14 protein-coding genes are annotated in these 14,651 nt (G+C 70.8%); 6 read left to right on the top strand and 8 right to left on the bottom strand.

Annotated features, from left to right (window positions below):
* The first annotated feature begins 40 nt into the window (after positions 1–40).
* The 3 genes from B116_RS0102550 to B116_RS0102560 all read left to right on the top strand — a co-directional run bounded on the left by B116_RS0102550 (position 41) and on the right by B116_RS0102560 (position 3,220).
* Positions 41–529 (top strand): hypothetical protein, encoded by a 489-nt coding sequence (locus B116_RS0102550; protein ID WP_018721483.1) that lies wholly within the window; start codon positions 41–43, stop codon positions 527–529.
* Positions 530–653: 124 nt separating this feature from the next.
* A complete protein-coding gene (locus tag B116_RS0102555) occupies positions 654–2,060 on the top strand; it encodes a class II 3-deoxy-7-phosphoheptulonate synthase (protein ID WP_018721484.1) in 1,407 nt (468 codons plus the stop codon).
* Between the two features lie 140 nt (positions 2,061–2,200).
* On the top strand, positions 2,201–3,220 hold the full coding sequence (locus tag B116_RS0102560) for a threonine aldolase family protein (RefSeq protein ID WP_027659128.1): 1,020 nt from the start codon (positions 2,201–2,203) through the stop codon (positions 3,218–3,220).
* 17 nt (positions 3,221–3,237) lie between these two features.
* Here B116_RS0102560 and B116_RS0102565 read toward each other — a convergent pair whose 3' ends face one another.
* Positions 3,238–4,098, bottom strand: a complete 861-nt coding sequence (locus B116_RS0102565; RefSeq protein ID WP_027659129.1) for a deoxyribonuclease IV — start codon at positions 4,096–4,098, stop codon at positions 3,238–3,240.
* Entirely contained in the window at positions 4,098–6,080 is a 1,983-nt protein-coding gene (gene pknB / locus B116_RS0102570; protein ID WP_027659130.1) for a Stk1 family PASTA domain-containing Ser/Thr kinase, read from the bottom strand. The genes B116_RS0102565 and pknB overlap by 1 nt, the downstream gene beginning before the upstream one ends.
* Before the next feature lie 185 nt (positions 6,081–6,265).
* Here pknB and B116_RS0102575 point away from each other — a divergent pair, with 185 nt between their 5' ends.
* On the top strand, positions 6,266–6,649 hold the full coding sequence (locus B116_RS0102575; protein WP_018721488.1) for an Rv2175c family DNA-binding protein: 384 nt from the start codon (positions 6,266–6,268) through the stop codon (positions 6,647–6,649).
* A gap of 72 nt (positions 6,650–6,721) precedes the next feature.
* Here B116_RS0102575 and B116_RS0102580 read toward each other — a convergent pair whose 3' ends face one another.
* The gene (locus B116_RS0102580; protein ID WP_027659131.1) at positions 6,722–7,804 is read right to left on the bottom strand and encodes a polyprenyl synthetase family protein; all 1,083 of its coding nucleotides are present in this window, start codon (positions 7,802–7,804) and stop codon (positions 6,722–6,724) included.
* 182 nt (positions 7,805–7,986) lie between these two features.
* On the opposite strand from B116_RS0102580, the gene metF reads away from it, so the two are divergent.
* Both metF and B116_RS0102590 read left to right on the top strand, forming a co-directional pair.
* Positions 7,987–8,904, top strand: coding sequence for a methylenetetrahydrofolate reductase [NAD(P)H] (gene metF, locus B116_RS0102585; protein ID WP_018721490.1), 918 nt, complete (start codon positions 7,987–7,989; stop codon positions 8,902–8,904).
* 44 nt (positions 8,905–8,948) lie between these two features.
* On the top strand, positions 8,949–9,638 hold the full coding sequence (locus B116_RS0102590; protein WP_027659132.1) for a CDP-alcohol phosphatidyltransferase family protein: 690 nt from the start codon (positions 8,949–8,951) through the stop codon (positions 9,636–9,638).
* A 135-nt stretch (positions 9,639–9,773) separates the two neighbouring features.
* Here B116_RS0102590 and B116_RS0102595 read toward each other — a convergent pair whose 3' ends face one another.
* The 5 genes from B116_RS0102595 to B116_RS0102615 are packed head-to-tail and all read right to left on the bottom strand — an operon-like array spanning position 9,774 to position 14,651.
* Positions 9,774–11,261, bottom strand: a complete 1,488-nt coding sequence (locus B116_RS0102595) for a phytoene desaturase family protein (RefSeq protein ID WP_027659133.1) — start codon at positions 11,259–11,261, stop codon at positions 9,774–9,776.
* A 10-nt stretch (positions 11,262–11,271) separates the two neighbouring features.
* Complete coding sequence (locus B116_RS0102600; protein WP_027659134.1) at positions 11,272–12,399, bottom strand: glycosyltransferase; 1,128 nt, start codon at positions 12,397–12,399, stop codon at positions 11,272–11,274.
* A gap of 52 nt (positions 12,400–12,451) precedes the next feature.
* Positions 12,452–13,330: a carotenoid biosynthesis protein gene (locus tag B116_RS0102605; protein WP_027659135.1), complete on the bottom strand. Its 879-nt coding sequence runs from the start codon at positions 13,328–13,330 to the stop codon at positions 12,452–12,454.
* A complete protein-coding gene (locus B116_RS0102610; RefSeq protein ID WP_027659136.1) occupies positions 13,327–13,896 on the bottom strand; it encodes a GNAT family N-acetyltransferase in 570 nt (189 codons plus the stop codon). The genes B116_RS0102605 and B116_RS0102610 overlap by 4 nt, the downstream gene beginning before the upstream one ends.
* Positions 13,893–14,651 carry a hypothetical protein gene (locus B116_RS0102615; RefSeq protein WP_018721496.1) on the bottom strand — a complete coding sequence of 253 codons (759 nt, stop codon included), beginning with the start codon at positions 14,649–14,651 and terminating at the stop codon, positions 13,893–13,895. The genes B116_RS0102610 and B116_RS0102615 overlap by 4 nt, the downstream gene beginning before the upstream one ends.

Genomic DNA, 14,651 nt, shown 5'->3' on the forward strand with positions numbered 1-14,651 from the left:
CGCCGGTCGACGGTCGGAATCCCTGGCGTTCGGAGGTGGCATGCGTACGGCGTACCGGAGGCTGGTGCTCGGCGTGCTCGGCGGGAGTTTGCTGGTGACCCTCCTCGGTTGCGGCGCGGACGAGCCGGCGGAGTCCGCCGAGGAGGCGCCCGCGGTCGAGAGTGCGACCAAGGCGCGGGAGCGGGTGCAGGCGTACCTCGATGCGGTAGCGGCCAAGGACGTGGCTGCCGGGCGCAGCCAGTTCTGCGCCGTGATGCACCCGGCGTTCGACGCCGTCGCCACCGGACCGAGCGGCGACTTCGCTGATCACTTCGAGGTGTCGCAGGCGCAGATCACCGAGGTTGGGCCCGGTCCGCGGGGCGAGGAGGTGAGCGCGACGGTCTCGGTGACCAGCGGTGCGGAGGACTTGGTCCGCCCGCTGCTGTTCACGGTCACCCGGGATGGGGCCGACTGGTGTATCGCGAGTGAGACACCCGGCAGTACGGCGCCCGCCTCGACCGGGACTCCTGAGCCGATCGAGACCCCCTGATTCGGCTGCTCCCGCGGCCGGTGTGCTCGCCCGATTCGGCGCGAGCTCGGTGGCGGATCTCTCACCTGCCGGAACGGCCCCCCTCGCGGGTTTGGTGCTGGGTCCGTCGCCGTAGGCTTCTGGCATGCGCCATGAGTGGCATCAGCTGAGCCATCCCGCTGTCGGTAGTCCGGTGCTGCAAACCAGCCGGCCAACCATCGATTCCGCCGAGGACGCTGCCCTCGGCCTGGACCAATGGCGGGACCTGCCGCGCGCCCAGACCCCACCTTGGCCGGACGGTGCCCAGGTCGCCGAGGTCTGCAAGGTGCTGGAGAACGTCCCGTCGGTCGTCGCCCCGTACGAGGTCGACCAGTTGCGGCGTCAGCTTGCCCTGGTCTGTGAGGGCAAGGCGTTCCTGCTCCAGGGTGGGGACTGTGCGGAGACCTTCGCCGACAACACCGAGAGTCACCTGCTCGCCAACGCCCGTACCTTGCTGCAGATGGCGATCGTGCTCACCTACGGTGCCTCGTTACCGGTGGTCAAGGTCGCCCGAGCGGCCGGTCAGTACACCAAGCCCCGGTCGTTGCCGACCGACGCGCGTGGCCTACCGGCCTACCGAGGCGACATGATCAACTCTTTGGACGCGACGCCGGAGGCGCGGGTTGCCGACCCGCAACGCATGATCCGGGCGTACGCGAACTCCGCCGCCGCGATGAACATGCTCCGTGCCTACCTGGCCGGAGGGCTGGCGGACCTACACGCGGTGCACGACTGGAACAAGGGCTTCGTGCGGAACTCGCCGGCCGGCGAGCGGTATGAGGCGATCGCCCGGGAGATTGACCGGGCGCTGGCCTTCATCCAGGCCTGCGGGATGACCGAGGACGAGGCGTTGCGGACCGTCACCCTCTACTGCTCCCACGAGGCGCTGGCCTTGGAGTATGACCGAGCGTTGACCCGTGTCTCCGACAGCCGAGCGTACGGGCTCTCCGGGCACATGCTCTGGGTGGGCGAGCGTACCCGGCAGCTCGACGGGGCACATATTGACTTCATTTCCCGAATCGCGAACCCGATCGGAGTGAAGCTCGGCCCGACGACGAAGCCGGACGATGTAACCGAGTTGTGCGAGAAGCTAAACCCGGACAATGTTCCGGGCCGGCTGACCCTGATCAGCCGGATGGGTAACCACCGGGTCCGGGATGTCCTGCCGTCGATCGTCGCCAAGGTCACCGCCGCTGGTGCCAAGGTGGTGTGGCAGTGCGATCCGATGCATGGCAACACCCATGAGTCGTCCAACGGCTACAAGACCCGGCACTTCGACCGAATCGTGGACGAGGTGCTGGGCTACTTCGAGGTGCACCGCGGCCTGGAAACCCACCCCGGCGGGCTGCACGTCGAGCTGACCGGTGAAGATGTCACCGAGTGCCTCGGCGGCGCCCAGGGTATCGGTGATGTTGATCTGCCCGACCGGTATGAGACTGCCTGCGACCCGCGGCTGAACACTCAGCAGTCGTTGGAGTTGGCGTTCCTGGTAGCCGAGATGCTCCGTGGCTGACGCGAGGAGTGAGCTTGCGAGCCCCGCAGTCGGCGGCCTTCGGGGGTGATTGTGGCTGACGCGAGGAGTGAGCTTGCGAGCCCCGCAGTCGGCGGCCGGAAGGAGGAACAGTCGTGGCTGACGCGAGGAGTGAAGACGTCATGATCGATTTGCGTTCGGACACCGTCACCCGCCCGACCGCAGGAATGCGGGAGGCGATGGCCATCGCCGAGGTGGGCGATGACGTGTACGGCGAAGACCCTACGGTCAACGCCCTCGAAGCCGAGGTTGCGGCGCTCTTCGGCCACGAGGCGGCGCTGTTCTGCCCGACCGGGACGATGGCCAACCAGATTTCGCTGCAGTTGTTGGTGCCGCCCGGCAGTGAGCTGCTCTGCGACGCGGACGCGCATGTGGTGACGTATGAGCTCGGTGCGGCTGCCGCGTACGGCGGCATTTCGTCGCGGACCTGGCCGGCGGTCGCCGCGGCGGTTGACCCCGACGTGGTTGCCGGCATGATTCGGCCCGACGGCTACTTCGCGGTGCCCACCCGGGCTGTCGCCGTGGAGCAGACCCACAACCGGGGCGGCGGTGGTGTGATCCCGCTGGCGGCTCTGCGTGAGCTACGCCGGGTCGCCGACGACGCCCAGGTCGCGGTGCACTGCGACGGTGCTCGGATTTGGCACGCGCACATCGCCGATGGTGTTCCGCTGGCCACCTACGGCATGCTCTTTGACACTCTGTCGGTCTGCCTCTCCAAGGGGCTCGGCGCGCCGGTCGGCTCGCTGGTGGTCGGCAGTGCCGACAAGATCGAACGAGCTCGGTTCATCCGTAAGCGGATGGGGGGCGGTATGCGGCAGGCCGGGATCCTCGCCGCTGCCGGCCGGTACGCCCTGGCAAACCAGGTGCAGCGGCTTGCCGAGGATCACGCGAAGGCGACCCGGCTCGCCGATGCGGTTGCGCCGTTCGGGGTCTTGGCGGCAGAGGTGCGTACCAACCTGGTCCCATTGGATCTCACCAAGACGCCGATGGACGCTCACACCTTCGCTGCCGCGGCCCGTGCGGAAGGGGTGCTGGTCAGTGTGCTCGGTCCGCGTACCGCCCGCCTGGTCACTCATCTAGGTGTGGACGATGCGGCGATCAACCGCGCGGTTGACGTCCTCACCCGTGCCTTGCGTACCTGATCCGCGCAGCGGGCCGGTCAGGTACGCAGTCGTTTGAGAACGGCCACGTCGCCGGCGTGGCCCACGTGCTTCTCGGTGGGGGTCTCCACCACCGTCGGCACCCCGGAGGTCGCCGGGTGGCGCATCAGCTCGGCGAAGGCGGGCTCCCCGATGCTGCCCTTGCCAATGTTCTCGTGCCGGTCCCGGGTGGAACCGCAGAGGTCCTTCGAGTCGTTGGCGTGCACTAGCCGCAGCCGGTCCGCCCCCACGGTGTTGACCAGCGTGTCGAGCGTGGCGGTCATGCCCCCTTCGACGGTCAGGTCATGCCCGGCGGCCCAGGCATGGCAGGTATCGAAGCAGACACCGAGCCATGGGTGCCGGTCAACCGCGTCCAGGTAGGGGCCGAGTTGTTCTACCCGGGCGGCGAGCGAGCGCCCGCCGCCGGCGCTCGGTTCGACCAGCAGCATTGGCCCATTCGTGTCACCGGTGGTGTCCAGCAGTGGCAGCAGTACTTCCCGGACCTGGCGCATCGCCGTGTCGGCGTATCCGGCGTCAACCGCGCTGCCGGCGTGGAACACCACCCCCTGGGCGCCGATCGCCGCCCCTCGGCGTAGCGCGTGCGCCAGCGTCAGCGCGGACCGCTCCACCGTCGCCGCCGTGGGTGAGCCGAGGTTGACCAGTAGGGACGCGTGGATGAACACCGGGACGCCGCGCTCGGCGCAGCCGTCGCGAAACAGTGCATCCTGCGTCGGGTTGCCGGGCGGTAACGCCCAGCCCCGCGAATTGGACACGTAGACCTGAGTGACCTCGGCGCCCGTCGCATCCAGGTAGGGAAGGGCGGCCTTCGCCAGCCCGCCACTGGTCGGTGTATGCGCGCCAACCGGTCGTGTCGTCGTCATCACAGGCAGCCGAGGGTGATCTGGGTACCCGGTGGCACCTGGGAGTTCTCACCGGGGCTCTGGAACCGAACGGTGCCGTTCTGGTTGAACTGCACCGCGACCGGGAAGGACTGCCCCTCCAACACCTGCTTGGCTTGCTGGCACGGCATGCCGATCACGCGGGGGACGACCACCTGCGGTGGGCCCTGGCTCACCTCCAGGCTGACCTCCGTCCCCTTCTCCACGCCGTCGCCGTCGGCTGGACTCTGCCCGATGACCTCGTTCTTGGGCTTGTCGGACTCCTTCACCGTCGGCGGTTCAACGAGTACCAGACCGAGCTGGTTCAGGATCGAACGGGCCTCGTTCAGGGGCTTGCCGACCAGGTTCGGCACCGAGATGGGCGCCCTACCTTTACTCAGGGTTACCGTGATCTCGTGTCCGGGCTTGACCTCGGCGCCCGCCTTCGGGTCGGTGGCGACCACCATCCCCTCGGGCAGGCTGTTGTGGTAGCTAGCGGAACCCTTGATCACCTTCAGGCCGGCTTCGGTCAGGTCGGTCGCGGCCAACTCGAACTCTTTGCCGACGACATCCGGCACCGCGAACTGTTCGGGGCCCAGAGAGAGGGTGAGGGTGATCGTGCCACCCTTCACGATGCGGGACGTGGAGGCCGGATCCTGGGAAAGGACGGCGTCCTTCGGTATCTGATCGTCGTGGCGCGGGTCGGCGTATCGGGGGACCAGACCGGCCCGCTTCGCCTGTGCTTCCGCGGCGGCCCGGTCCAGGCTCACCAACTCTGGGGCCTGCGTGTAGCGACCGACCCCAACCCACCAGCCACCCACCGCGGCGATCAGCCCGAGCATCACGACGACAGCGGCCACCGCGAGCCGGCCGCGCTGTTCACCCATGATTCGGCCGGGCAGCGGGGCCAACCGGGACCGGGCACTCTCGTTGTCGGCCGCCCGTCGTCGGCCACCCCGGGGGGCCTCCTCGGGTAGCCGGGCCCAGGCGGGGCGCTGCGCCGGCTGCACGGTGGCGACCATCATGGTTGGCTCGCTCACCGGGGGCTTCTCGGTCACTCGGCGCAGCACTGTGGTGTGGGTATTGGGGTTGCCCAACCCCTCCCGCGTCACCTGCACCTGGGCGAGTAGCGCACTGGCATCGGCCGGGCGGGCGCCGGGATCGCGCCGGGTAGCGCGGATGACCAGGTCGTCGAGGGCCTTCGGTAGCCCTGGCGCCAGGGTTGACGGTGCCGGCACATCCTGTCGCACATGCTGCCAGGCCACCTCGACCGGGTGATGGCCGTCGTACGGTACGCGGCCGGTGAGCATCTCGAACAGCACAATGCCGGCCGAATAGACGTCGGTGCGCGGGTCGGCGTGCCCGTCGGTTACCAGCTCCGGGGCGACATAGGCGATCGTGGCCATCAGCTGGTTGGCCTGCGCGTCGTCGGAGCTCGCCTCCACGGCCTGGGCCAATCCGAAATCAGCGACCTTCACCACGCTGTCGACCAGGTTGGCCGCGCCCCCGGTCGGTGCCTCGGCGACCAGCACATTCTCCGGCTTGACATCCCGATGGACGAGCCCGGCCCGGTGCGCGGCGGCGATCGCGGCGAGCACCTGTTCGGTGATCGCGAGCGCCTCGTCGGGGTTGAGTCGGTGCCGTTCGGCGAGCACGTCGCGCAGCGTGCGACCGCGTACGTACTCCATGACCAGGTATGGCCGGTCGGCGTGGATGCCCTGGTCGTAGACCGCGACGACGTTGGGGTGGGTCAGTCGAGCGATGGTCTTCGCCTCGTCGGCGAAACGCTCCACGAAGCTCGCTGCCTGCCCCTGAGGCTCCGGGCCCGACGCGGGATGGATGATCTTAACTGCGACGGTGCGATCGAGGCGTTCGTCGGTTGCGGTGTATACAGTCGCCATGCCACCCCGGGCGACTCGACCGCGGATGCGGTAGCGCCCGTCGATCAGTGAGCCCAGCAACGTGTCGGCGACCTGTGTGTCCATCGGCAGGGAGTCTATGTGTCCAGGGGTAGGTGGTTGGACACCGATGCTACAGGCCGGCAGTGTTGTTTTGAATTCGGTGACTCGCCACACGGTTGTTTTCGCAGCTCCGGCCAGTGCACAACGGTCCTGATCCGGTGCCGTGGGGGCCCTCGCCCGATGCCGGGGCGACGTGGCAGGGTGGTTGGGTGACCGACTCCGTTCCCGCTGGCGAGCCCGCCATGAGCCCTGCCGCCGAAGAACCGGCTGCGTGGCTGACCCTGCCGGCTGTCGCCGAGCACCTTGACCTGACGATCAGCAAGGTCCACCAGATGATCCGGGACCGGGAGCTGATCGCGGTCCGCCGAGACGGTGCCCGTCGGGTGCCGGCGGACCTGGTGGCGACCCGAGGGGTGCTCAAGCATCTACCCGGGGTGCTGAATCTCCTCACCGACGCTGGCTACGACGATGAAGAGATCCTGCGTTGGCTGTATCAGCCCGACGACACCCTGCCCGGCGGCACCGCCGCCGTGGCGCTAGCCGGCGATCAGGCCCGCGAAGTCAAACGTCGCGCCCAGGCCCTCGGCTTCTGACCTCGGCGGTCCCCGTCCAGTCCGGTCGAGGTCAGGCCGGACGGGGTGGGGTCAGGCCCGGACGGGGCGGCGTCAGGCAGGGCGGCGGGTGGCAGCGATGGCGAGGTCGGCCAGGGCCTGGTGCGCCTCGGTGTCGAGGTCAACGGTGGACAGCGCGGCGAGGGCGGTGTCGGTGAGTTCCTGGATCCGCTGCTCGGCACGGCCGAGCGCGCCGCTGGCTCCGATCAATTCCCGCAGCCGGGCCACCCCCGCGTCGTCGAGGTCGGAGTCGCCGAGGCCGTCGAGTAGCACCTCCCGATCGGCGGTGCCGACCAGCTCCAACGCCGCTGCCACCAGGTAGGTCCGCTTTCCCTCGCGGAGGTCGTCGCCGGCCGGTTTGCCGGTCTGCGCCGGGTCACCAAAGATTCCCAGCACATCGTCGCGCAGCTGGAAGGCCTCACCCAGCGGCAGCCCGTACGCCGAGTACGCCACGTGGACCTCGGGTGTGGCGTCGGCCAGTGCGGCGCCGAGTAACAGCGGGCGTTCGACGGTGTACTTCGCCGACTTGTAGCGGGCGACCGTCCCGGCTCGCTCGACCGACGTGTCCCCGGTGGCCTGGGTCAGTACGTCGAGGTACTGGCCCACGGTGACCTCGGTCCGCATCAGGTCGAAGATCGGTCGTGCCCGGGCGACGGTGCGCGGGTCCAGTCCGGCGGAGTGCAGCAGCTCATCGGACCAGACGAGGCACAGGTCGCCCAGGAGAATCGCTGCCGCGTCACCGAATCCGTCCGCGTCTCCGTCCCACTCCGCCGACCGGTGCCGGGCGGCGAACCGCAGGTGCACCGCCGGTTCCCCCCGCCGGGTGTCCGAGCGATCGATCAGGTCGTCGTGAATCAACGCGCTGGCCTGCACAAACTCCAGCGCGGCCAGGGCGGTCGCCACCTGTTCGTTGTCGATCCCACCGGCGCCCCGGTAGCCCCAGTAGGCGAAGGCGGGCCGTAGCCGCTTGCCGCCGCCGAGGACGAATGCCTCGACTGCGTCGGCCAACGGGGCGAGGGAAGCGTCAACGTCGGTCATCCAGGCGCGTCGAGCCACCAGGAAGTCGGCCAGTGCCTTGTTGACGCGTTGTCGAAGCCCGGCACGGTCCACCGGGGAGACAGGAGCAGCGTAGGTCACGCTCTGACGCTAGCCGGTCGTGCCGGGCGGCGACGCATCGGCGGCCTGGCGACGCGCCGTGCCCCTGCGGGCGCGGGGCCGGCTGTGCGTGTTGTGTGGTGTCGGTCGGGCCGTGCCCCCTGTCACCGTTTGCCGCGGGGGAAGGTCTAGGGATAGCGGCCGGGCGCCGCTAGAGTCATGGCGTGGCGCTTGGTCTTCCATCGGTTCTCCCCAATCCGCAGCCGGCGATCGGGGAGCTGATCCGCGACCGCCGGCCAACCTTCTCCTTCGAGTTCATGCCCCCGAAGACCGCGCAGGGTGAACGGCTGCTCTGGCAGGCCATTCGGGAGCTGGAGTCGCTGCGCCCGTCGTTCGTCTCGATCACCTACGGTGCCGGTGGCTCAACTCGGGACACGACCGTGGCGGTTACCGAACGGGTCGCCACCGAGACCACGCTGCTGCCGATGGCGCACCTGACCGCAGTCAATCACTCGGTGGCCGAGCTGCGTCACGTGATCGGGCGGTTGGCCGCTGCGGGTGTGCGTAACGTTCTCGCCGTGCGCGGTGATCCGCCCGGCGACCCCACCGGAGAGTGGATCCCACACCCGGACGGCGTGGACTACGCGGAGGACCTGGTCCGCCTGGTCCGTGACGCGGGTGACTTCAGTGTCGGCGTTGCCGCCTTTCCGTACAAACATCCCCGCTCGCCCGACATCGATTCTGATACGGCGTACTTCGTCCGCAAGTGCCGGGCCGGAGCCGAGTTTGCGATCACTCAGATGTTCTTCGACGCGGACGAGTACCTTCGGCTGCGGGACCGGGTGGTCGCGGCGGGCTGTGACACGCCGATCATCCCGGGCGTGATGCCGGTAACGAAGGTCAGCACCATCGAGCGGTCGGAGCAGCTTTCCGGTGCGCCCTTCCCACCGGCCCTGGCCGCGCGCTTCGAGCGGGTCGCGGATGACCCGGAGGCGGTCCGCCAGCTCGGAGTCGAGCAGGCCAGTGAGATGTGCCAGCGGCTGTTGGACGAGGGTGTTCCCGGTATCCACTTCATCACCTTCAACCGGTCCACCGCGACCCGGGAGATCTGGCGGAATCTGCGAGTCAGTACCCCCGGGTGACCAGACGCGCCACGACACTGCGCGATCGGTGCGACGGTTGATCCGTGGTGGGCAGACAGCTGAACTGGGACCAATACGCCACGGCCTGGGCGCGCCTGCACGGTGGGTTCGATCCGCGTGCCGCGGCCCCACCTGTCCGTGCCTGGCTGCGCCTCGCGTACCACGGGGGCTACCTGCTGGGTCGGCTGCGCGTCACCCCGACCGCGGTGACCGTCGCCGGGGTGCTGCTCTGCCTCGGCGTGCCGCTGGTCGCGATACGCCCACAGGACGGCCCCTTCCTCGGCGCGTTGCTGGTGCTGCTCGCCTCGGTGGCGGACAGCCTCGACGGAGCGGTTGCGGTGGCGAGTAACCGCACCACCCGGCTCGGGTACGTCTACGACTCGGTGGCTGACCGGCTCGGTGAGGCGGCCTGGCTGGTCGCGTTCTGGCTGCTCGGCGCGCCTGGTGCACTGGTGGCCGCCGGTGGTGCGCTCTCCTGGCTGCACGAGTACGTGCGGGCCCGGGCGACCTCCGCCGGAATGCGAGAGATCGGTGCGGTGACCGTGGGGGAGCGGCCGACCCGGGTCGTGGTGGCCCTCGTTGGCCTGCTGCTGGCCGGGCTGACTGGGCTGATCGAGCCAGACCTGGCCGCGGGCACCATCACCATGGCGAGCGCGGTCTGGGCGTTGCTGGCCGGTTTCGGCCTCGGGCAGCTACTGGCCGCCGTCCGGGGCGCACTGATCAACGCCAGCTGACGCTCGCGGGCCGCCGGAGCGGCGTTAGTGCCGTGCGCCGACGACGGAATCAGGCACACGTTCCGGTGCCCCGATCCTGCGCCGCGCGGAAGCCGTGACACCGCGGGTAGGCGTCGGCGGGGCCGCGCCTACCCGCTACCAGGCAGGGCCGATGGCGTCGGCGACGATCTGGGCGGAGAGGGCGACCATCGGCAGCCCTCCGCCCGGATGGCAGGAGCCACCGACCAGCCACAGCCCGTGGACCGGCCCCCGGTTTGGCGGGCGAAGCAGGCTGCCCGTGGTGCCGTAGATCGCTCCGCCCGGCGTGCCCGTCGCGGTGCCCAGGTCAGCCGGGGTACGGATCTCCCGGAACAGCAGCCGGTCCCGCACGTCCACCCCCCGCGCGGCTAGCACGTCCAGGATCCGGTCCGCGTACGCCTCGGCGAGGCCGGGGCGTCGCCAGTCGACAGCACCGGTGGCGGTGCCCTGCCGAGCAGCGTTGACCAGCACGAACCACGCCTCGTGTCCCGCCGGACGGACCGTCTCATCGGCGGCCACGGTGACGAAGACCGTCGGGTCCGGGGCCGGGCGCGCCCGAACCCCCCGCCCGGGTGCCCCGAAGACCGCGTCGAACTCGCTGTCGTAGGCGTCGGGGAAGAAGACGTTGTGGTGGGCCAGCCCGGAGTCCCCGCGTACGCCGAGCAGCAGCACGAAGCCGGCGAGGCTGCGGTCGGTTAGCGCGGCCAGCCGCCGCGGGGTGGGCAGCAGGTCCCGGTAGAGGGTGAGCGCGTCAACGTTGGACACCACCACATCGGCCGGCACAGGGGCGTTCACGCCGGCGAGGCGTACGCCGTGCACTCGTCCGCCCGCCGCGTCGATCTGGGTGGCCCGGACGCCGGTTCGTACCACCACCCCGAGATCCAGGCAGCGGGTCAGCAGGGCGTCGGCGAGGGTGCCCAGGCCACCCCGGAGGTACCAGCCGCCGAAGGCCAGCTCGGCGTACGGGACGGCGACGAGGGCCGCCGGCGCCCGGCGTGGGTCAGCTCCCGCGTACGTCGCGTACCGGTCGAGCAGCATCCGGAGCCGGGGGTCGGACAGGTGGGCGCGACCCAGTCCACGCAGCGTGCGGCCCGGTCCGATAGCGGTCAGGTCACCCAGCCGCCAGGCCAGCATCGCCAGGTCCCGGGGCGAGTCGATCCGGCGGCGCAGGACATCCCGTTCCGAGGCCGTCCAGACCCGCTCGGCACGTCGCCAGAGACGCTGCCACTGGGCGGCGGCCCGCTCGCCGAAGGCCGCGCCGATGCGGGCGGTGAACTCGTCGGAGTCGGCGCACGAGTCGAGCGTTGGCCCACCCTGGGGGAAGACGTGTCGCACGATCGGGTCGAGCGGGACCGGGTCCAGGTATTCGTCGAGCTTCGCCCCGGTGGCCTCGAACAGGTCGTGGAACACCTGGGGCAGGGTCAGCAGGCTGGGCCCGGTGTCGAAGTGGAAGGGGCCGGCGGGCGTGTCGTGTACGTACCGGCCGAGCTTGCCGCCCACCGTGTCACCCTGCTCAAGGAGGGTGACCTGGTGCCCGGTGGTGGCCAGCCGGGCGGCGGTGGCCAGGCCACCCACCCCGGCGCCGACGATCACGATCCGCGCCATGGTGTGCCTCCTAGCCGACCGGACGGCCCCGCCAGCTCAGGCGCCGTCGTTTCCGCAGATGGTACGACCGCAGGGTCAGCCAACCGAGGACCGCTATCGACGCGGGGTGCCCCAAGGCGTCCGGCCACCATCGGCCGCCGGTCGCCCGGGCGCTGACCATCCGCCCGGCGGCCCCGAGTAGGTATGCCCCGGCGGCGACGGCGGCTGTCCCGGGCGCACCGGCGACCAGCGCGGCCACGGCGACCAGCGCCGGGACGGTGTAGAGCAGTAGCAGCAGCGCGACCACCGTGGCGGCCGCCGAGGGGTGACCGAACGAGGCCCACAGCGACTTCGAGTAGCCGTCGCGTAGCTGTGGCCAGTCGTCGTACATCCGGCAGGTGGCCAGCTGTGAGCCGTCGGCGAGGGCGATCTGGCCGCCGGACCGCTTGACCGCCCGGGCCAACTCGACATCCTCCAGAACCCGGTCGGACACCGCCGCGTGTCCACCGGCGGCGGTGTACCCGACCCGGTCCACGACCAGGAACTGTCCACCGGCCGCGGCCAGGGACGGCCGGGTCGACCGCTCCATCGCCGGCAGCGGCAGGAACGTCAGCCACAACCACTGCAACAGCGGCTGAACCAGCCGGTCGGCCACCGTCGTGACCAGGATTCGGGGGTACGGCGACAGCAGTGCCACCCGCGCGGCCCGTAGCTCGCCGACCGCCGCGGCCACGGCGTGGGGGGCGAGCACCACGTCGGCGTCGACGAAGACCAGCACGGTGGCGGCCGGGTCGGCCCGGGCGGCGAGCTGCCAACAGGCGTGCGGCTTGCCCAGCCAACCGGGTGGTGGAGCGTCGCCGTCGAGCAGGGTGACCCGGGGGTCGTCGCCGGCGACCGTGCGGACGACCTCGCCGGTGCCGTCGGTTGACCCATCGTCGAGCACCACGATCTGTAGCTGCGGCACACCACACTGGGCCAGCAGCGCGCGCAGGCATGGGGTTACTCGGGCGGCTTCGTTGCGCAGCGGCAACAGCACCGCCACCGGCTCGGCTACCGTCGCCGGCATCCCGGCCGGGCGGCGCAGCCAACGGCCGGCGTTGACCAGGGTGTGCGTGGTCAGCGCGGCCACGCCGGCCAGTATCGCCAGCAATAGGATCATGGCAGCGCCCCACCTCGGCGGGGGCCGGCGGCGAGGTGTCGGGCCAGCTCGCTCATACCGACGTGTCGGCGCGACGCCGCCGGCCCTCCGGTGCCGCCCGGCCCCGTCGGGGCGGCAGTGTTGGCCAGAGGCGTCGGGGCAGCAGCGTCACTGCCAGCGGCACCGCGGTCAGCGCCATAACCGCCGCGCCCCACCCGGCCGAGGCGGGTAGGTCGAGGAAGACGGCGTGGGCCAGCACGCTGGAGCCGTACGTCCACAGATAGAGCGCGAGCATCGGAGTGTCGCGGTTGTCGGTGGTGGCCACGGCGGCGCCGGCCAGTGGACGCAGGGCGGCCATCACCAGTACCGCGAAGAGCAGCCAGCCCAGGTAGTTGCTGATGGGGATGCCGGGCAGGCCGGGCAGCGCGGGGGTGGCGTTCCGCCAGGTCCAGTGCCCCTCGGCGACCATCTGCGGGTCGAGGAAGAGATCCCAGGCGGCCAGTCCGACCGCTGCCAGCGCAATTCGGCGGACCGCCGGCCCGGCGCCCCCGGCCGGCCCACCACCGGTGAGGCGGACCGCGGTCAGCCAGGCGGGCCAGGCCATCCAGGTCCAGGCGAGTGGGATGATCAGCGGTACCCCAGCCAGCTTCGGCCCGAGCTGCTCCGCGTAGTCGTAGCTGCCGAACGGGAATCCGGTGGCCACTCCGAGCGCCTCGATGGCGAAGCCGCCGCCGGTGACCACGGCGAGTAACGCCGCCGCCGTCCGGGGACCTCGGCTGAGCAGCGCGTGGCCAACCGAGAGTAGGTAGCCGAGCAGGACGGTGGCGATGGTCAGCCGGGCCCGGGTCTGCCCCATGGTCAGGGGGTAGCAGATCTGCACCAGCACCAGCACGGCCAGTAGCGCCCAGGCGGTCCGGAGGGTGTGCCCCGGCAGGACGGTGGGCCGGGTCATGTGGGGGCACTTCCGGAGGCGGCGGGTGGCGGGAGCGGCAGGTCCCGGCCGAGCACCCCGAACAGTCGTTCGTCACCGGGGAAGCGGAAGTCGCGCAGGACGTCAACGAAGCCGAAGCGTCGGTACAGTCGCCAGGCCCGGGAGTGCTGCTCGTCTGCCTCCGGGGTGGACAACAGGGTGGTGCTCCCCTCCGCTATCCCGAGCAGGGCGCGCAGCTGGCCGGCGCCCAGCCCGTGCCCCTGTGCGGGCGGTCGGACATGCAGCTCGACCACCTCGAAGCAGCTGGCCAGCCAGCGGCGGCGGGTGCCCGGGTCCAGCATCCGCCCCACCTGGTCGTGCCACCACTGGCCGGGCGTCCCGTGGTATCCGTAGCCGAATCCGGCCAGGTGGCCTTCGGAGGTGAGGCTGGCGACGGCGCGGAAGCCGGGTCGGCGGACGTGGGAGGCGATGTAGCCGCGCCGTGCTTTGAGCAGATCGGCGGGGTACCCCATCGCCTCGCCGTAGACGGTCACCACGTCGTCCAGCCGTCGAACGAGGTCGTCCGGTGTCCACCGCACCAGCCTCATGCCGTCCCCACCTTCGTTTCGCCGTCCGTGGTCCAGCCCAGCACCGTCCGGTCACCGACCACGTTGCGTACCTCGAACCGGGCGAAGAGCTCCTCCGCGTACCACCCCTCGGTGGGGGTTCGCGTGATCGCGGCACGATGCTCGGGGTGACGGTACGCGAATGCGACCAGCTCCGCCGGGGTGCGCCACACGCTGACCGTGCCCTGCCAACCCAACGGCGCCTCGCCGACGCCGAAGCGGGCGAGCAGGCCGGGTGCGGTGTGCAGCGCGTGGGCCACCGGGGGCACCGCCCGCCAGAAGGTGACCGCCCGGGCGGGGCGGAGCCGGGCTCGGGTCAGTGCCAGCACCGGGCCGCTGGATCGTCCGCCTGGTGGGTCGCCGAACGGCCGCCGACCGGACCACTCGCCTCGGCTGGTGAGCGGGCGTAGGTCGACTCGGACGGCGGCGTGGGCGATGCGTGCCCAGGCCCGTCCCACCGGGGAGTCGGCGAAGCCGGTGGCCGCGGCGGGGGAGTCCCACACGGTCAACGCCGCCCACCGGGTCAGGTCCGCGTCGCGTGGACCGAATCCGGTGCCGGTTCCGGTACCGAGCAGTTTGGCGAAGCGGACGCCGGGTAGCGCGCGGAGCCGGCGCGGGTCACCCGCCATCCGGACCAACGCCCGGGGCAGCCCGGCTCGGCTGGTCCGCCACACATGCAGGGTGACCAACTCGGGGACCGGCGTTCGGCGGTTGACCGGGCGTGGCTCGTTCGACAA

The organism is Salinispora fenicalii (genome assembly GCF_000514815.1).
GTDB lineage: Bacteria > Actinomycetota > Actinomycetes > Mycobacteriales > Micromonosporaceae > Micromonospora > Micromonospora fenicalii.